Source organism: Penaeicola halotolerans (genome assembly GCF_016464625.1).
Taxonomy (GTDB): Bacteria; Bacteroidota; Bacteroidia; order Cytophagales; family Cyclobacteriaceae; genus Penaeicola; species Penaeicola halotolerans.
In genome coordinates this window covers 708,010-725,064 of sequence record NZ_JAEAGO010000001.1, presented here as the reverse complement: position 1 = coordinate 725,064, position 17,055 = coordinate 708,010, and the positions used below count along the sequence as shown (strand labels likewise).

The 17,055-nt window shown below is 42.0% G+C and carries 14 protein-coding genes; 6 read left to right on the top strand and 8 right to left on the bottom strand.

Annotated features, from left to right (window positions below; all coding sequences use genetic code 11):
* Nucleotides 1-230 precede the first annotated feature (230 nt).
* The 3 genes from I5349_RS03250 to I5349_RS03240 all read left to right on the top strand — a co-directional run bounded on the left by I5349_RS03250 (nucleotide 231) and on the right by I5349_RS03240 (nucleotide 1,884).
* On the top strand, nucleotides 231-677 hold the full coding sequence (locus I5349_RS03250; protein ID WP_226389294.1) for a PH domain-containing protein: 447 nt from the start codon (nucleotides 231-233) through the stop codon (nucleotides 675-677).
* Nucleotides 678-960: 283 nt separating this feature from the next.
* Nucleotides 961-1,368: a hypothetical protein gene (locus tag I5349_RS03245; RefSeq protein ID WP_226389293.1), complete on the top strand. Its 408-nt coding sequence runs from the start codon at nucleotides 961-963 to the stop codon at nucleotides 1,366-1,368.
* A 162-nt stretch (nucleotides 1,369-1,530) separates the two neighbouring features.
* Nucleotides 1,531-1,884 (top strand): DUF805 domain-containing protein, encoded by a 354-nt coding sequence (locus tag I5349_RS03240; RefSeq protein ID WP_226389292.1) that lies wholly within the window; start codon nucleotides 1,531-1,533, stop codon nucleotides 1,882-1,884.
* Nucleotides 1,885-1,919: 35 nt separating this feature from the next.
* Here I5349_RS03240 and I5349_RS03235 read toward each other — a convergent pair whose 3' ends face one another.
* Together I5349_RS03235 and I5349_RS03230 are read right to left on the bottom strand one after the other, a co-directional pair.
* Nucleotides 1,920-3,443 carry a DUF4301 family protein gene (locus I5349_RS03235; protein WP_226389291.1) on the bottom strand — a complete coding sequence of 508 codons (1,524 nt, stop codon included), beginning with the start codon at nucleotides 3,441-3,443 and terminating at the stop codon, nucleotides 1,920-1,922.
* Between the two features lie 12 nt (nucleotides 3,444-3,455).
* Nucleotides 3,456-5,294 (bottom strand): glycosyltransferase, encoded by a 1,839-nt coding sequence (locus I5349_RS03230; protein ID WP_226389290.1) that lies wholly within the window; start codon nucleotides 5,292-5,294, stop codon nucleotides 3,456-3,458.
* Between the two features lie 233 nt (nucleotides 5,295-5,527).
* On the opposite strand from I5349_RS03230, the gene I5349_RS03225 reads away from it, so the two are divergent.
* The 3 genes from I5349_RS03225 (at nucleotide 5,528) to I5349_RS03215 (ending at nucleotide 10,299) form a co-directional block, all read left to right on the top strand.
* Nucleotides 5,528-7,945: a glycoside hydrolase family 31 protein gene (locus tag I5349_RS03225; protein WP_226389289.1), complete on the top strand. Its 2,418-nt coding sequence runs from the start codon at nucleotides 5,528-5,530 to the stop codon at nucleotides 7,943-7,945.
* Nucleotides 7,946-8,079: 134 nt separating this feature from the next.
* Complete coding sequence (locus tag I5349_RS03220) at nucleotides 8,080-9,273, top strand: glycosyltransferase family 4 protein (RefSeq protein ID WP_226389288.1); 1,194 nt, start codon at nucleotides 8,080-8,082, stop codon at nucleotides 9,271-9,273.
* A 6-nt stretch (nucleotides 9,274-9,279) separates the two neighbouring features.
* Complete coding sequence (locus I5349_RS03215) at nucleotides 9,280-10,299, top strand: polysaccharide deacetylase family protein (RefSeq protein WP_226389287.1); 1,020 nt, start codon at nucleotides 9,280-9,282, stop codon at nucleotides 10,297-10,299.
* Here the strand turns inward: I5349_RS03215 and I5349_RS03210 are convergent.
* From I5349_RS03210 to I5349_RS03185, 6 genes are all read right to left on the bottom strand, one after another.
* Nucleotides 10,271-12,286 carry an alpha-amylase family glycosyl hydrolase gene (locus I5349_RS03210; RefSeq protein ID WP_226389286.1) on the bottom strand — a complete coding sequence of 672 codons (2,016 nt, stop codon included), beginning with the start codon at nucleotides 12,284-12,286 and terminating at the stop codon, nucleotides 10,271-10,273. The two genes, I5349_RS03215 and I5349_RS03210, sit on opposite strands and share 29 nt — an antisense overlap.
* A gap of 130 nt (nucleotides 12,287-12,416) precedes the next feature.
* Nucleotides 12,417-13,199 (bottom strand): PhzF family phenazine biosynthesis protein, encoded by a 783-nt coding sequence (locus I5349_RS03205; RefSeq protein WP_226389285.1) that lies wholly within the window; start codon nucleotides 13,197-13,199, stop codon nucleotides 12,417-12,419.
* A 1-nt stretch (nucleotide 13,200) separates the two neighbouring features.
* Entirely contained in the window at nucleotides 13,201-13,818 is a 618-nt protein-coding gene (gene pncA, locus I5349_RS03200; RefSeq protein ID WP_226389284.1) for a bifunctional nicotinamidase/pyrazinamidase, read from the bottom strand.
* 1 nt (nucleotide 13,819) lies between these two features.
* Nucleotides 13,820-14,755 (bottom strand): ribose-phosphate diphosphokinase, encoded by a 936-nt coding sequence (locus tag I5349_RS03195; protein WP_226389283.1) that lies wholly within the window; start codon nucleotides 14,753-14,755, stop codon nucleotides 13,820-13,822.
* A complete protein-coding gene (locus I5349_RS03190; RefSeq protein WP_226389282.1) occupies nucleotides 14,742-16,223 on the bottom strand; it encodes a nicotinate phosphoribosyltransferase in 1,482 nt (493 codons plus the stop codon). Before I5349_RS03190 ends, I5349_RS03195 begins: the two co-directional genes overlap by 14 nt.
* A 3-nt stretch (nucleotides 16,224-16,226) precedes the next feature.
* On the bottom strand, nucleotides 16,227-17,054 hold the full coding sequence (locus I5349_RS03185; protein WP_226389281.1) for a DMT family transporter: 828 nt from the start codon (nucleotides 17,052-17,054) through the stop codon (nucleotides 16,227-16,229).
* Between the last annotated feature and the right edge of the window lies 1 nt (nucleotide 17,055).

The window sequence follows — 17,055 nt, the reverse complement described above, 5'->3', positions numbered from 1 at the left end:
TTCAGTGCTCCGCAGACACATTTGTGGTTAATCAAAGTTTGGTTCTCCGCATCAACATTTGTGGTTAAAATCGCCACCTTCGCCAACCCCGAAAACGTTGGTGGCAAGTGTAACAGACGATCCCTCAAAGGAAGTATTGGTAATAAGATACAAATGAAGAGAAACAGGACATTGATTATAAAATAACCTAGAAGAAAGACTAACCTATAAACAAAAAATAACATACGAAAATGAAGAAAATATATAAATCAAAAATCGGAATTGAATTAGTAATGCCACTTGTGCTAATATTCGGGACAGTTTTATTTTTGACTTTGAATGAAGAACCAAGTTGGATAGGAATCGTAATTCTTTTGCCTGTAATTTTTTTTGTTTTGCATATGTTTATGACAACAAAATATACAATAGATGGCGACAAACTAACAGTAAAGTGTGGTTTTCTTTACAATAAAATTATTGACATTAAATCAATAAAAAAGATTACGGAAACAAACAATCCACTTAGTTCCCCTGCAACCTCGCTTGATCGGCTTGAAATTAATTATGGAAAATTTGACTCAGCAATAATTTCACCAAAACAAAAGTCTGAATTTATCAATGACATTAAAGGACTAAACCCAAATGTTGAAGTGAAGTACAAAAAGAAACAAAATGAAGAACTTAACACTATAAGATAATAAAACACCAGCCACCAACAGCCGTTTGCCGCAATGGGGACTGACGTGGTTAAATCAAGTGCAGTGCTTCTATCAAAGTTTCTGCTTAGACATTTACTCGAACGTTAAGCTTTAAAACGTCCTACCCCTCTCACCCACATCCCCAATAACTTTCAACCAACTGATCATAAGCGCATTGAAACTGTGATATGTGTAAGCATTCGCTAGACTTGTGTAAGAGACAGGCTGGATAATGTATGAGCTTTGTGTGGTGAAAACTTCTTCACAAGTTAAAGTAACTGACATGAGCACTATCAAAAGTTTCGCCTTTTTAAGTTTTTGGGCATTTGTTCTGTTTTCTTCTTGTACTTCACGGGCAAAATTTCCCGTATCTACCATCGCTCCAGCGGCTGAGATCAGCGCGGAGAAAAAACTGACTAAAAACAATAATTATGATATCAAGGTGACGGTAGATAACCTTGCGGAGGCTTCGCGACTGAACCCTCCTAAGAATAACTACAGTGTGTGGATCGTAACTGAGCAAGGTGAAACAAAAAACATCGGACAGTTGTCTTTCAAAAATGGTAGAAGGGCATCACTTAATACGACTACTGCTTTCAATGGTAGGGAAATATTCATCACTGCTGAAAATCAGCCCGGACTCACCTACCCTGCGGTTGTAGAGATCTCAAGGACTACTTTTAATAAATAAGTTTAACCAAACCAGCATCTGCTCAAGGACTAGTTTGACTAGCACTTGGGCATTTGTCTTTTATATTAAAATCACCTCGTTCTCACGACTTTGGTGAGTGGATAAAAGCCCTCAAATTCCTTGAATTTCAAACATTTTGCTGTTTGGGTGGGTTTATAAAACATGTATCAGATATTTAAACCAGAAGGAAGAATTACCAGAAGGAGATATCTCGTCTTATTTCTGTTCTTTTATTTTACAAATGTTTTGAGCTTGATGCTGATGTGGCAAGCTTACACGCATGATGAATGGGCGATCTTTTACTCTTTTGGCACCATATTGATTGCTTCGATCGTCATCTTGCTTATCCAAGCGATCAAGCGTTTTCATGATATTGGATTGGATTGGCGCTATGCCCTTTACTTACTGATCCCACCGCCCCTAAATTTTATTGGATTTATATGGTTGGCCTATAAGAAAGGTCAAGATGGCCCTAATGAATATGGTCCAGATCCACGAAAAACAGATATTATCTAAAAGTAAAAGCCGAAATCAATTTCGGCTTTTTTCATTTATCCTTGATGCTCTTCTCGGAGTAGGTCATTGACTGTTTTGACGGGATTGAAGGTTATCAGCGGCACTTCTACAAAAAGGGTAATCCAATGTGCCATGGCGCCATTCCATAGTCCTGGTAGTTCCTGTGCTTTCAGGACCTTGCCATTTTTTGACTTTTCGGTGATAAAGCCTGTATTGGGATCTCTATACTTCCGCAAATCAAATTTATTTCCTTGATAGTCCTTTACCCCACAGACCAAATCCACGGGATTGAAATGCGTGCAAGCTGCTACTGCTTGTTTGGTGATGGGTTCTTGGAGATCCATCTGGGAAGTCTCTACGATCTGTAGGGATACATTTCCTGACTCATCCTTCACCCAAAAAGGTCCCCCACCCGGCTCCCCAGTATTTGGCACCATGCCACAGACACGAATGGGCCTATTGAGTTGCTCATAGAGCCATGCTTGCTTGGCCTTTTTGTCCATAGTCGCATAGTGCTCAGGAAATCTGATATTGAGTTCCTTCTCAGCGTACAGCGTGATGTCTGCGAATGCCGTATCAGACAGTTCAGTCGTGAGTTGCTGTAGGTAGCTAAAAACCCTTTCTTGTACTTGTAGGAGCACTGCACCGATGATTTTCTTGTAGCGTGTGGTAGCTGCTCTTATCCTCTCGGGGACGACATTGTCTATGTTTTTGATGAAGATGATATCTGCCTCTATGTCATTGAGGTTTTCTAGTAAAGCGCCATGTCCCGCAGGTCTGAAGAGCAGACTTCCATCAGCTTCGATAAAGGGTGTATTGTCCGCATTGACGGCTATGGTATCTGTTTCGGGCTTTTGCTGGGAAAAGCTCACCTCAAAGTGATGGACACTATTCTTTTTATAGGTATCTATCAGTTGATTTACTAGCTTTTCGAAAAGCGCTTGATGCTCTGGTGTCACAGTGAAGTGTATTTTCACACGGTTGTCTTTACCCACTGCATAGGCCATTCCTTCACTAAAATGCTCATGAATAGGCGTATAAACATCCGATCCTTGTTGATGAAAGGCCAAAAGTGCTTTTGGGAGTGCACCATAATTTAAACCATCCTGTAGCAGAAGCGCTGATAAGATGCCTTTGTAATTCTTTTGCTCGAGGGCCGCTTGAAGGCTCATTCCTTTTTGATTCAAGACTTGGTCTAATGCTTCGTAAAAAGCGAAGTTTTTGATCTGCTGTATGAATTTAGACACAGCAGGATGCTTGTCTAGTGTGCCATTTTCTTCTTCCAAAAAGGCAAAAAGGTCCTTAAACATCCTGCTGGCGGCTCCACTTGCTGGAACGAACTTGACGATGTCCTTGCTCTTTGATTGGCTGTCATAATAGCTAATCAGTGTCTCCTCTCCTGCTTCGGTCGTCTTGAAGATACCTTCCCCAATGCGTGCAGGCTTGAGGATGTTCATAGGAGGGAAATCCGAGATAAAATGCTGGATTTGTTGCTCGATAAGCGCCAAGTTTTTACCGGCAGCTTGGATTTTATCTCGATGCTTTGGGGTCAGTGTCATGGTCTTGGTCAATTAAGCTTTAGAAAATATACCCAATGGCTCTAAGGCAGCGATATAGGCTCCTTCATAAGCGCTGTAGAGATTTTTCCAATCAAACTCCTCAGAGAGGTCTTCTGATTTATTTCTCATGTCTATGCGCATCCTACTTGTACGCTGTAAGAAGCTCATCATGGTATTGGTCAGTGCCTCGGCCGCCTCATCAAATGTTTTGTTGGCGCGATTGAGTACGTAGATACCATGTTCTTCATCTCCTATAGGTACATTTTTCATGTAAGCACCAAAGCCTGAAAGGTCAGAAGTCACTGCTGCCACCCCACGCGCTAGGCACTCGATCGGTGTATAGCCCCATGGCTCATAGTAGCTCGGAAATACGCCCAAGTGACATGCCCTCACGAAATCATCATACTCCATCCCAAAGAGCGGGTTGGTCGAAGAGATAAAGTCTGGATGATAGACAATTTTTACACGATCCTCTTTGTGATTGACAAGGTTGGCCTTTCGGAGGAAATTGAGTACGGGATCGTTTTGATCATCTACCAGATTGTGTGTCACGACAGCGGGTAGTTGGTCAGACTTCCATGACTGTACTGTCCTGCGGTGGCGCAGTCTCCAGTAGTCATCGATCATTTCATTGAGATCTGGGACTTTAGGCTTGTTGACATTAGAGGCCGCATGCCTAAAGAGTCGCTTTTTGATCTGCTCTACCATCGCATCTACATTAGTTTGGATCTTACCTAGCATAGCTCTTGAGTTCAGCACTTGTGGATTGATCGAATGCGTAGGTTGCTTAGTGATGAAAAACATCACGATAGTCAAGGGCGAATTGGCTTCTTTGAGGCGATGGTTGAGTCTAGCTAGGGCTTCTAGCGTGACATCATAGCCTTTGTTGAGAAATTCAAAGCGTCCTGAAGTGAAGAAGTAAAGTGTGTTGTTCAGGTCAAAAGAATAGCTGTGAAAGAAGTGTCCCATCACAAACTGCTCTACCATATTTTTGTACTTATGGTGTAGGTTTTGGACTTCATGGATGACTGCAAAACGCTCGATATTCAAGCCATTTGGTAAAATTTTGTCTGCGCTTCTCCCAAGCAAATGTGTACATTCTCTCCCTGTGACCTCACTGACGGTCGTAAAGACATGGGAGCCATGGACACAGGCTCTCTCTAGCTTGACATTGGCTTCGATATTGAAGTTTTGGGCTTCTTTTTCCCAGTTGTAAAAAGGTAGGTTATTGTAGAAATTCGGGTCATTCATGGCTAAGTATCGACCTAGCAAAGTGGCATGAGTGGTAAAGACTGTCTTGACAGGTATCTGGTGCTTGCGGATGTCAGGGATAGCTGTACCTGCCATCCATTCATGAAAGTGCGCTAGCGTGTGTAGATCCTGTTCTAGGGCATAGCGCGTCAGTTCACTGATGAACTGATAGACCATATAGCCAAAGGACAAGACCTCATCCATGAGTGGATCATGTTTTTTGAAATCTATGCCATGATTTTGCCAGTAGAAATACTTGATATTGCCTAGCTCATGCATGGCGGCTTTGTGGTTGAAAAGGATTGTCTGCGGTCGTCCAGATACGAGCCAATAACCACTTTTGATGTCTAAGCCTTTAGCACGACAGGCCTCTATGGCTTTTTGTATAACAGGTGAGTTCAGATCATCTTCCTCAAAATCAGTAGCTGCTTCTTGTTGGAAGTAAGGACCTAAGAGGAGATAGTTATTAGTCCATTTGTTGACCATTACAGGCACTTTAGATCGGATGACAGTGTAGATACCTCCTACTTGATTACAAACTTCCCAAGCTACTTCTGTCAGGATCGTTTGTGAGGTCATCTCATTGGTCGCTTGCTTCATAGGTTTGAGTTCGTTTCGTTATTTGGGATGTTTCAATTTAAGTAATCCTTTTAAATTTTATGTTAAAAATTCAAAATCTTGTCAACGGCTGATAAAATGCTTGGTACAGCAGGTGCTCCACAAAAATAAATTGGGATAAAAAGCACTCCTCTCATAAATACCACTTAATTTACCATTTGTTCCAAAAGGCTATTCGCTTATTTTTGGCTACGCATTCAAACCTTTAAACACTTATGGAAGAAGTAAAAGAAAACTTAGAAGGTAAAGACAATACTTTCGAGGGTAATTATATAGAAAAGTTTCAGGGGCATCAGGAAGAGGAGTTTTATCCAGGTCAGCTGATCTCTTGGGAGCGAAAATTTAAGCATGTTATTCTCTATGCAGCCAACAGTGTGTTGGAAATCAGCATCATCACGCCAACTATCTTAAAATTCAGATATGCCAATGATGGCTATTTTGAAGATGATTTTTCCTATGCCATAGATCCCGCCTTTGATCCTGCCCCTACACTTTGGGAATTGAGCGAGTTAGAGGATAGCGTGTGTATCAGCACTGCTGTTTTGAAGTGTTTTATCAGCAAAGCAGACTTTGGTATCAAGATCACTAACCTGCACGGTGGGGTCATCATGGAGGATGAAAAAGGCTATCATTGGAAAAATGAAAATCGCTTTGGAGGGAATGTGGTCATCTCGACCATCAAATCAGATGAGGATGCACAGTATTTTGGTCTTGGAGATAAAACGGGAAGGCTTAATCTCAAAGGTTCGCGCAGAGAACTTTGGGGTACTGACTGTTATGGCTATGGTAATGACACAGATCCAGTCTATAAAAACATTCCATTTTTTCTTTCTCTGAGGAAGCAAGTAGGCTTTGGGATCTTTCTAGACAATAGTTTTAGGACCTTTTTTGACTTTGGTCATGAGCGTCCAGAGGCTGTGAGTTACTGGGCTCAAGGTGGTGAGATGCGCTACTACTTCATCTATGGTCCAGAGTTACTCAGTGTCACGCAGCAGTATGCGATGCTAACAGGCAAGCCTCAACTCCCTCCTAAGTGGTCGCTAGGCTACCATCAGAGTAAGTGGAGTTATTATCCTGAGTCTAATGTACGCAAACTGGCTAAGACCTTTAGAGACTTGAAAATCCCTTGTGATGTGATCCATTTGGACATTGACTATATGGATGGCTATCGCTGCTTTACTTGGGATCATACGAGATTTCCTGATCCACAGAAAATGATTAGTGATCTGAAAGCAGACGGCTTCAAGTCTATCGTGATCATCGATCCAGGGATCAAGATCGACAAGCACTATAAAGTCTATCAGCAGGGCATGCACTATGACTACTTCTGCAAGCGCATGGACGGTGCGAAATTTGTCGGTAGTGTGTGGCCAGGACCATGTCACTTTCCTGACTTCACTAATCCTAATGCTAGAAAATGGTGGGCAGGTTTGTTCGAAGGCTTGATGAAAGATGGTGTCGCTGGTGTATGGAATGACATGAATGAGCCTGCGGTATTCGAGACAGGGACTTTTCCTAGAGATATTCGCCACAACTATGATGGGCATCCTTGTAGTCACCGTAAAGGACACAATGTCTATGGGATGCAAATGGCACGTGCTACGCATGAAGGGCAGCAGCATTTCAAAGGTAATGAACGTGCTTTTACCATTACCCGATCTGCCTATGCTGGTATACAGCGCTACAGTTCGGCATGGACTGGGGACAATATGGCCACGTGGGAACACCTACAGATTGCTAATGTACAATGTCAGCGCTTAGCTGCTTCGGGAGTCTCATTTGTAGGTTCTGATGTGGGAGGCTTTATCGGTTCGCCAAGTGGAGAACTCTACACGAGATGGATACAGATGGCTGTCTTTCATCCATTCTTTAGAACACACTCTTCGGGAGATCATGGTGACAAGGAGCCGTGGGTATTTGAAAAGACCTATTTGGCCAATATTAAGAGATTTATAGAGTTTAGATATGAGCTTCTGCCTTATATCTATACGAGCTTCTGGCAGCATGCCACTATCGGGACGCCTATGTTGAGATCACTTCATATGGAAGACCAAAGTGATGAGGAAACCTACTATCGTGAGGAGGAATTTATGATGGGAGATCACCTGCTTGTATGTCCAGTCTCTACAGAAGGTATCTCAGAAAGACAGATGTACTTCACGAAAGGTACTTGGTATCACTTCTGGTCAGATAAGGTATTTGCTGGCAAACAAGAGCATACTGTTCCTACTCCTTTGCATGAGATACCGCTTTTTGTACGTGCTGGTGCGGTCATCCCGATGCAGCCTGTGATGCAGTATACAGATGAGTTTGCCTTTGACACCCTGACCCTTCACGTGTATCATGGAGCAGATACTGTAAAATCATTTCTATATGAAGATGATGGAAAGACGCTAGACTATCAGACGGGTGCTCAGTGTATAAAAACCTTTGTCCAAGACAAAGCATCACTAAAGCAACTGGCTCAAGGAGATTTTGAGACTTGCTATCAGCAGTATGAACTGATCTTGCATGGCTTTCCTTTGACTTTACAGCATGTGGTAGTAGATGGTGAACAAGTAGCGGTTTCAAAAAATCGAGACCGACAGCTTTCAATCCGTGTTGATAAGTATTTTAGAGAGATAAATTTTTAATTATCACAGATTTAGGTAACTTATCGAAGATTGAATTAACATAAACCCGCAATAATTTCCCGAAGGTTTATTGGTCACGCTAATAGAGATCACCTTCGGAATACTTTTACCTCCATTTTTAAACTATCAAGCATATGAAAGTATTAATGCTAGGCCCAGGTGAGCCTTCCATTTTCAATAGTGGACTAGGAGTAGCGGTAGATCAAATCAGCCAAGAGTTGTCTAAATCTGTGGAACTACAGATCATTCAAGCAGCTACAACCGAATCGTCAGTATCCGAATCAAGTACCATTGCATTTAAGAAAAGTAAGCATGTATTTGATGAGATCAGCGTGCAACAAGACCTGACAATCATCGATATCAAGACCAATATCCCTGCCTACTTTTATGCTAATCTAAGTGATCAAAAGGCTGTAGTAGCAGTAGACAGCACGGTCAAAAAATCTTTGGAGGATTTTACCGTACAAATGCTTCATGCAGCTCACCCACTAGCGTTTGATTTAGTCTATGCACATGACTGGACTACTATTTTGACTGCGATAGCGCTCAAAAAAGAATTTAACAAGCCTTACATTTTGCACATTCACTCTTTAGATTTCGATCGGACTACTACCCTTTCCCATTCTTGGATATTTGAGTTGGAAAGAGAAGGCATGCAACTGGCCGAAAAAGTCATAGCCGTAAGTCACTATCATGCGGAAGTCATGCGTAAGCACTACGGCATAGATTCTAATAAAATCGTAGTCATTCATCATGGAGTTGGGGACTTACCTAAGGTCAAGAAGGAGAAAGTTTTTCCAGAAGATTTGGTACTCTTTGCTGGCAGACTAACTGGTCAAAAGGGTCCTGCTATCTTCTTAGAAATAGCTGCTATGATCCTAGCTGAGCGCCCAAATACACGATTTGTGATGGCGGGATCTGGCGAACTACTGAAGCAACTGATAGAAAGTGGTGCCAATAGTCAACTTTCAGGAAAGTTTCATTTCACAGGTCAGTTGGATCAAGATAAGCTATTTCAGCTATATCAAATGTCAGATCTTTACTGTATGCCTTCAGTATCCGAGCCATTTGGTCTGACGGCAGTAGAGGCGGCAGCTTTTGATTTGCCAGTAGTGCTATCCAAGCAATCTGGCGCATCGGAGATCCTGACCGCAGCTAAAACCGCTAATCATTGGGATATTGAAGCTTTTGCTAAGAAGATCATCAAGCTACTAGATGATCCTAAGGCATGTACTTCTATGGTGGAAAAAAATAAAACAGCTCTCGCTGAGCGCACGTGGGGCAAGGTAGCGCAGGAGATTGCGTCACTCTTTAAGGTCGTTATCTAAAAGTCAATGATGAAAAGTGTCTATCTTTTTTGCTTTCATTTGGAGGAATCGGTCACTGCCTTTTCATTCTTTGATATCGGTAAACAACAACCCTACTGGGATGAGGTTGCTCAAGCTAAGAAGTTTGAGACTCAGTATCAAGATAGAGATCAACACACTTGGCAGTCTCTTTTCCTTCTTTTATCGCAGCATAATTTCAAAGCAGCTCTTTATATCTCAGGTAATTATCTGGAGAGGTTGGCTCAAATATCACCGGAAACCATCACTGAGATCGGACTTTATGTGAAGAAAAAGCAGTTACTCCTTCTAGGAGGCACCTATCATTTTAGCTTAGCTGGCTTGTTTTCAGAGGCATTATTCACGTTAGAGGTCAAGCGTCACAAGGATCTCCTCATCAGTCTATGGGGTATCAAACCCACTATTTTCCTGAATACCTATGGTTTGTACAAGGATACCGATGTGAGCATTTTGAGCCATCTAGGTTTTGATGCAGCGATCACTGCAGGATTGAATTGGCATTTAGCTGGGAGGACTACCGATCAAGTATTCTTGTCTATTAATAAAAATTTCAAACTATTGCTCTTGCCTCATGAGACGTTTCATCAAGTGGATGAGCCAAGTTTTGAATTACAGCTTTATCATACATCGGAAGAGATCCCATGGGAGAAGATTCAGTCTGCTATATCAAGTCCATGGCTCTTGAGTGAAGTTTTGAGTTTCAGGACGGCTAGTGAATTTTACCGAGTTCCTCAAGCTATTGGTTTACCTTATAAAGGACAAGATTTGGTTTCATATACTGAAAATCCAATGCAGCGAGAGATCATCTTCAAGATCAAGTATTTAGAAGAAAGACTTCTTAGGTCAGAAAATGAAATGACACAACTGATACTTTCTCGCTTGACTGCTTTTTCGCATTTTGTACAGCTGCAAAAAGGATCACATGAAGCTCCTTATGAGTTGTACCTGTACTTGATGAATATCTTGACAGATATTGAAATCAGTCTTTTGAAACTACCTTTGGCTTAAAGACCATGGCGGTTCTACAAGTATTGTAAATACTCAATTGAAAGCCTGTTTGAAGCTTAGTGGCTGGATAGCTGTACTTCATATCTACGCGATCATATCCTCCAAACCGAGACTCATCAGAGCTTAAAATCAAATTGTAATCTCCTCCCAATTTGACAGGAAATTTATAATCAAAAATAGAGGCCTCTGGATGAAAATTAAATACGAAAATCAGGTGATTTCGCTCAAAGATCAGGGTCTTATTTACTTCGTCTATATTGAGGACTTGTCCAGGAAGTGATTGTATAACTTGATGATCTTTAAGTAGCTGAATCATAGCTTGATCGAAGTCGTTGAGGTAGCGATACTTTAGCTCAGGATTATCTACTAATGACCACTGTCTGCGGGCATATTGATAGCTCCAGTTATTTCCTTCTCTAGGAAAATCTAACCACTCCGGATGTCCAAATTCGTTCCCTATGAAATTGAGATAACCTTCTCCTCCAGCACTAGCTGTAAGCAGTCGAATCATCTTATGTAAAGCTATACCTCTTGCGATGATCAGGTTATCATCTCCTCGTTGCATGTGCCAGTACATTTCTTTATCCATCAGCCAAAAGGCAAGCGTCTTATCTCCTACCATAGCTTGGTCATGCGACTCTGCGTAAGCGATGGTCTTTTCTTTCCAGCGTCTGTTGCTCATTACCTGCCATAGTTCATTCATAGACCAGTCTTCATCACGGCTATGCTTGAGTAGCTTGATCCAATAGTCAGGGATACCCATGCCGAGGCGATAGTCAAACCCTACTCCCCCTTCGGATACAAGTCTACAAATACCTGGCATTCCGCTCATATCTTCTGCTATGGATATGGCATGGAGCTTTATGTCGTGGATAAGCGTATTGGCGAGTTGAAGGTATCTTACTGCCTCATTATCCACCCCCTCTTTGAAGTATTTGTCATAGTGGTCAAAACTCACATGATCACCATGATGTAGGTAAAGCATAGAAGTCACCCCATCAAACCTGAATCCATCAAAATGGTATTCCTCTAACCAAAATCTAATGTTTGATAATAGAAACTGTTGAACCTCCTTTTTACCATAGTCGAAAAGCATGGAATCCCACCCCGTATGATAGCCTCGACCCCCAGCGTGGAAATACTGATGACCAGATCCATCAAAGTCTGCCAGTCCTTCTGCTAGATTTTTGACTGCGTGCGAGTGTACCATGTCCATGATGACGGCTATGTCCATTTGGTGTGCTTGATCGATCAAGTACTTGAGATCTTCAGGTGTACCAAATCGACTAGATACTGCAAAGAAATTGGCCACATGATAGCCGAATGAGCCATAATAGGGATGTTCTTTGATCGCCATGAGCTGGATACAGTTGTACCCTAGCGACTTGATCCTAGGAAGTACGTGTTCTGCAAACTCTCTAAAAGTCCCCACTTTCTCGGCTTCTTGCGCCATTCCTATATGACATTCATAAATGATTGGTTGCTGTATAGCCGCCAGATCAAAATCCTGATCTTGCCATTGGTAAGCTTTGGTAGGCTGCCATATTTGGCCTGAGAAGTCATAGGTGGTTTCATCTTGAACTGCTCGTTTGATATAGGCTGGGATTCGATCGCTGGTACCTTTTGTAGTGGTGACACGTACCTTGACTTTAGATTCGTGTGCGAGGCCATCTGAGTCAGGGATAAAGATCTCCCATATACCAGATTCTAATCGTTCCATGGCATGACTTTCAGACCACTGGTTGAAATCGCCTACGAGCTTTAAATCAAGTGCAGCAGGTGCCCATTCTCTGTACCACCAACCAGAGGCCTTCTTGTCATAGTTGAATCCTAAGTATTTGTCACCTTGAGCAAAATTAAGCAGTGACTGATGGGTTGCTTTGATATCTTGCAAGGCTTGTTGAAAATAAACCAGTCGCTGACTAATATCCGCTTCATAAGGAGCTAACCAAGGATCATCTTCAATAAGGGCGAGGGCTTTTTTCATTTGGAAACAGTTTAATATAGGTTCGTAAGCTTAAGATAGTGAAAATTAACAGCTTTGGATTTTTTGAGGAGAAAAACATCCTAAAGCTATTCAAAGAAAAAGCACTTGCGGTGACAAGTGCTCTTTCAATTTATATAAACATCTCTCCTTTGATCATCAGTTTGGCTTTTCCTTTGAGCCAGACGCGATCACCTTCCAGTTTAGTGAAGACCTCACCACCTCTAGCGGATGCTTGATAAGCTTTGAAGTCATTTTTGCCTAAAGTCTGTGCCCAATACCAAGTCAATGCGCAATGTGCAAAGCCTGTTACTGGATCTTCTAGGATGTCTAAATTTGGGGCAAAATACCTTGAGATGAAATCATAGCTTTTGTCTTGAGCTGTCACGATCACGCCCTCACCAGTATGTTTGGCGATAAAGTCTCTATCAGGTTTGAGCGTTCGTAAACGCTCTGGACTATCTAGCACAACAAAGGTATTTTTTGTACCTAGGTGGCGTACTTCCTTGACTCCCTCCCAGTGATAATAGAATGGTGATTCTTCTACTTTCTCCGAAGGCAACGCGGGGAAATTCATGCTTAAATAGTCCCCTTCTACTTCTACTGTTAGCTCACCGCTTTTGGTTTGAAACTTTAGCTTTTTGATGTCTTCTGATAAGTCCATCTGCGTGAAGAGTACATGTGCAGCAGCTAAAGTAGCGTGCCCACAGAGATCAACCTCTGCTCCAGGTGTAAACCATCTGAGTTCGTAATTGTCATCTGTTATTTTCTTTAGAAAAGCCGTTTCCGATAGGTTATTTTCTTGAGCAATCCTTAATAACATCTCATCAGAAAAGACTTCTTCTGGAAAACAAACCGCAGCAGGATTGCCTGAAAGCGATTTGTCTGTAAATGCGTCAACTTGGAAAAATTTCATATCAGTGTAAATAATCTTCTTTGGTTATAATGTTTATTCCTGCAGCTTTCATATCTGCTAAAGCCTTTTCAAAGTCATCAGGCTGTAGATTTACAGCTCGCGTAGCGTCTCTAAAGAGTGTGGTTTCAAAACCTAGTGACTGAGCATCTAGTGCGGTGAACTTCACACAGTAGTCAGCAGCAAGTCCTGTGATAAAGACATCTGTGATACCGATGGATTTTAAGTAATCTCCTAAGCCAGTATCATGTCCTCTTCCATTGTCAAAAAAGCCACTATAGGAATCAATCTTTGGATCTTGTCCTTTTCTAAATACCTTTTGCCATTTAGATTTATCTAGTGTATCAGCAAAGTCTGCTCCTTGGCTTCCTTGCACACAGTGGACGGGCCATAGAATTTGTTGCGTACCAGCTAAATCAATGATTTCTCCTGGCTTTTTTCCTTCATGATTGGCTGCAAAGCTCCCATGATCAGCTGGATGCCAGTCTTGCGTAGCGATGATGTAGTCAAAATGCGCTTGTAATTCATTGATAACAGCGATCACTTCATCTCCCTTAGGAACAGCTAAAGCTCCTCCTGGGAGAAAATCATGCTGCACATCTACGATGATCAATGCTTTCATACTAGATCTGTTTAAGTTTTTCTTTGATAAGACTCGCTATTGACCTCACCTGGACGAAGCCATCGGAATCTGATGCTGCCTTGGCGGCATTTGGATGAGAGTTGGTCGTGATGATTCTTGAGATCACACCAGCCTCTTTGATTTTTCTCCAGCCATCACTACTGAAAAGTCCATGCGTAGTAATGGTAAAGATATCTTTGGCTCCAGCTTCTTTGTAGGCTTTGGCTGCTCCGATGAGTGAGCCTCCAGTACGGATCATATCATCATAGATCACGACATTCTTACCTACTACATCCGCTGAGATCGAAGTTACTGCAGTTTCCTCTCCGCTGATTCTTCTTTTAAAAACAAAGGCGGCATTGACTCCCATGTCGTTAGCAAGGGACTCCACCCATTTGGCTCTGCCTGCATCGGTACAAGCCATGACCAAATTGTCTCCAGCCACCTCTGTAGCGGCAGCTATGATGATCGGCTTGCAATAAATATGACTTGTCAGCACAGCTCCCTCAAAATAGTGTGGCAATCCTTCAGAATGTAGGTCAAAGAAAACAAAGTGATTGCCTAAGCTCGTTCGGGGCAAAGCTGAGAACATGCCTGCGCGTGACTTGGCAGTTACGATTTCGCCACTTTTGACTGCTCGCTCCATGGTAGAGTAGCCAAAGTATGGCATCACGATGGTGATAGACTGTGCTCCATACTTGATCAGTGCATAAGCTAGATCATAGAGTTCTAAAGTAGCCTCATCGCTGATCGTCCCTCCGATCACCACTACATCTCTGCTAAGAACATCGCTTAAGATACGCTGATATCGTTCCCCATCGGGAAAGAATTTGATTTCGAGTGCCCCCTTTTCGAACTCATTGGTTTGCGCGACTTCATCCAATAAATACTCATAGGAAGATGTACTAAAGATGAGTTTTGGCTTATTTGATACCATTTGATTTCTTCATTTTAAGTACAAGTTCTGTTCTTAATTCATAGAGTGATTTCTCTAGACCTACAGGATAGATATGCGGATTGACTAATCTTTTGATCGTTTTGTCAAGTTTGGCTATTTCTGCACTTGTTTGACTCTTGATCGTTTGTATATCAGGGAGTTCATACACTTGTTTTCCCTGTCTGAAAATAGGCTTTAGCAAGTCTTTAAACTGTACTTCACTCATCGTAACTTGTTTTCTTCTTAGCGGATCCATGGGATCTATGAGCATCACCTCTTCTGCTAATGGATCTGTTTCTTGATAAATCATATCAGCGATATATTTACCGTCCTTTTCAAAGCGTCTGACTTGTTGGATGCCTGGATTATTCACTTTGATCGTTTGCTGAGATACTTTGACACGTGGCTCCCAAGAGCCATCTGCCTTTTTCACTGCTGCCAATTTGTACACAGCTCCTAATGCCGGTTGGTCATAGGCAGTAACGAGCTTAGTGCCTACACCCCAGACATCGATATTGGCCTCTTGTAGCTTAAGGGAAGTGATGATATGCTCATCTAGGTCATTACTCGCTACTATCTTGGCATTGGTAAAGCCAGCTTGATCGAGCATTGTCCTCGCTATATTACTGAAATAAGCTAAGTCCCCAGAATCGATTCGGATGCCAATCATTTCTTTGCCTTTAGCTCGTAACTGTTCACCTACTTTGATCGCATTTTTGATTCCTTCTATCGTATCATAGGTATCTACTAAGAAAAGGCAGTTGTCAGGCATTGCAGCGGCATAAGCTTCAAATGCTTCCAATTCAGTATCGAATGACATGATCCAACTATGTGCGTGCGTACCAGAGACAGGAATGCCAAAGAGTTTGCCTGCCATGACATTACTCGTAGAATTGACCCCTCCGATATAAGCTGCACGGCTCGCTGCTAAGGCACCATCGATTCCTTGAGCTCTTCGTAGCCCAAACTCTAGAACTTTATCACCTTTAGCCGCTAAAGCAATCCTAGAGGCCTTGGTAGCGATGAGTGTCTGGAAATTAATGATATTCAATAAGGGTGTCTCTAGGAGTTGACATTGTATCAAAGAGCCTTTGACGCGAAGGATTGGCTGCTGAGGGAAAACCAATGAGCCTTCAGGAATGGCATCAATGTCACAGCTAAATTTCATTTGGGCTAGATAAGCTAAAAAGCCCTCCTCAAACTGCTGCTTACCCAAACTGTCTTTGATTGACCTGAGATAAGCTAGATCAGCTTCCTCAAACTTGAAATTATTGAGATAATCTACCACATACTCCAGACCTGCAGCGATACTATAACCTCCTTGAAATGGATTTTTTCTAAAGAAAAGGTTAAAAACACCTTCCTTTTCGGCAGCACCAGACTTCCAATAGCCATATGCCATGGTCAGTTGATAATAGTCCGTCAGTAGTGCTAGTGAACCTTGATAGAGGTCTTTTGTGATTTTCATGTTTTATTTTTTAATGACATTTAGCACTACACCAGTGAGCACGAGTGCCATCCCGATGTAAGTCATGAAATTGAAGCTTTCTCCAAAAAGGAAAAAGCCAAATCCTAGGGCATAGATGATCCCAATATAGTTAATTGTAGAGATTTTGGACAAGTTAGCCGATTGATAGGCTTTAGTCATAAAGAACTGTGCGAATTGCGTCATCACCCCAACAAATAGTAAAACTAGCCAATCCCAACCAACAGGCTGCACCCAATTAAACAAACAATAGATCAAAGCAAAAGGTGTAGTGACCAAAGGAAAGTAAAAGACAATTACCATTGGATTTTCTGTGGTATTTAGCTTTCGGATGACATTATAAGCAATACCTGAAAATAATGCTGAGGTAATCCCTAAAAACAGGTAGAAAAGCGACATCCTTGGATCAAAACCCTCGATGATGAGTACGCCCCCAAATGCCATGGCAAAAAAGAGCCATTGGATCGGTTTGACTTTTTCTTTGACAATGAAGATCCCCAAGATAGTCGTGAAGATCGGTGAAAGGTACTGTATGGTCACTGCGGTAGCTAACGGAATCTCCTGTAGTGTAATGAAATATAAAGTCAGCGAAACTGCCCCCGCTCCACCTCTGAGTAAGAGTAATTTCTTATTATTGCCTAGAGGATTGATCTTCGCTGCCTTGAGATATGACAAGCTCAGGATAAAGGTAATGATCGACCTAAAAAAGATGATCTGAACTGCTGGCAGGTGCGAGACATATTTGACCGAAACGTTCATCAATGCAAAAAATACCGAAGCAAGGAGCATGTATTGAATACTCTTTCGATTCATC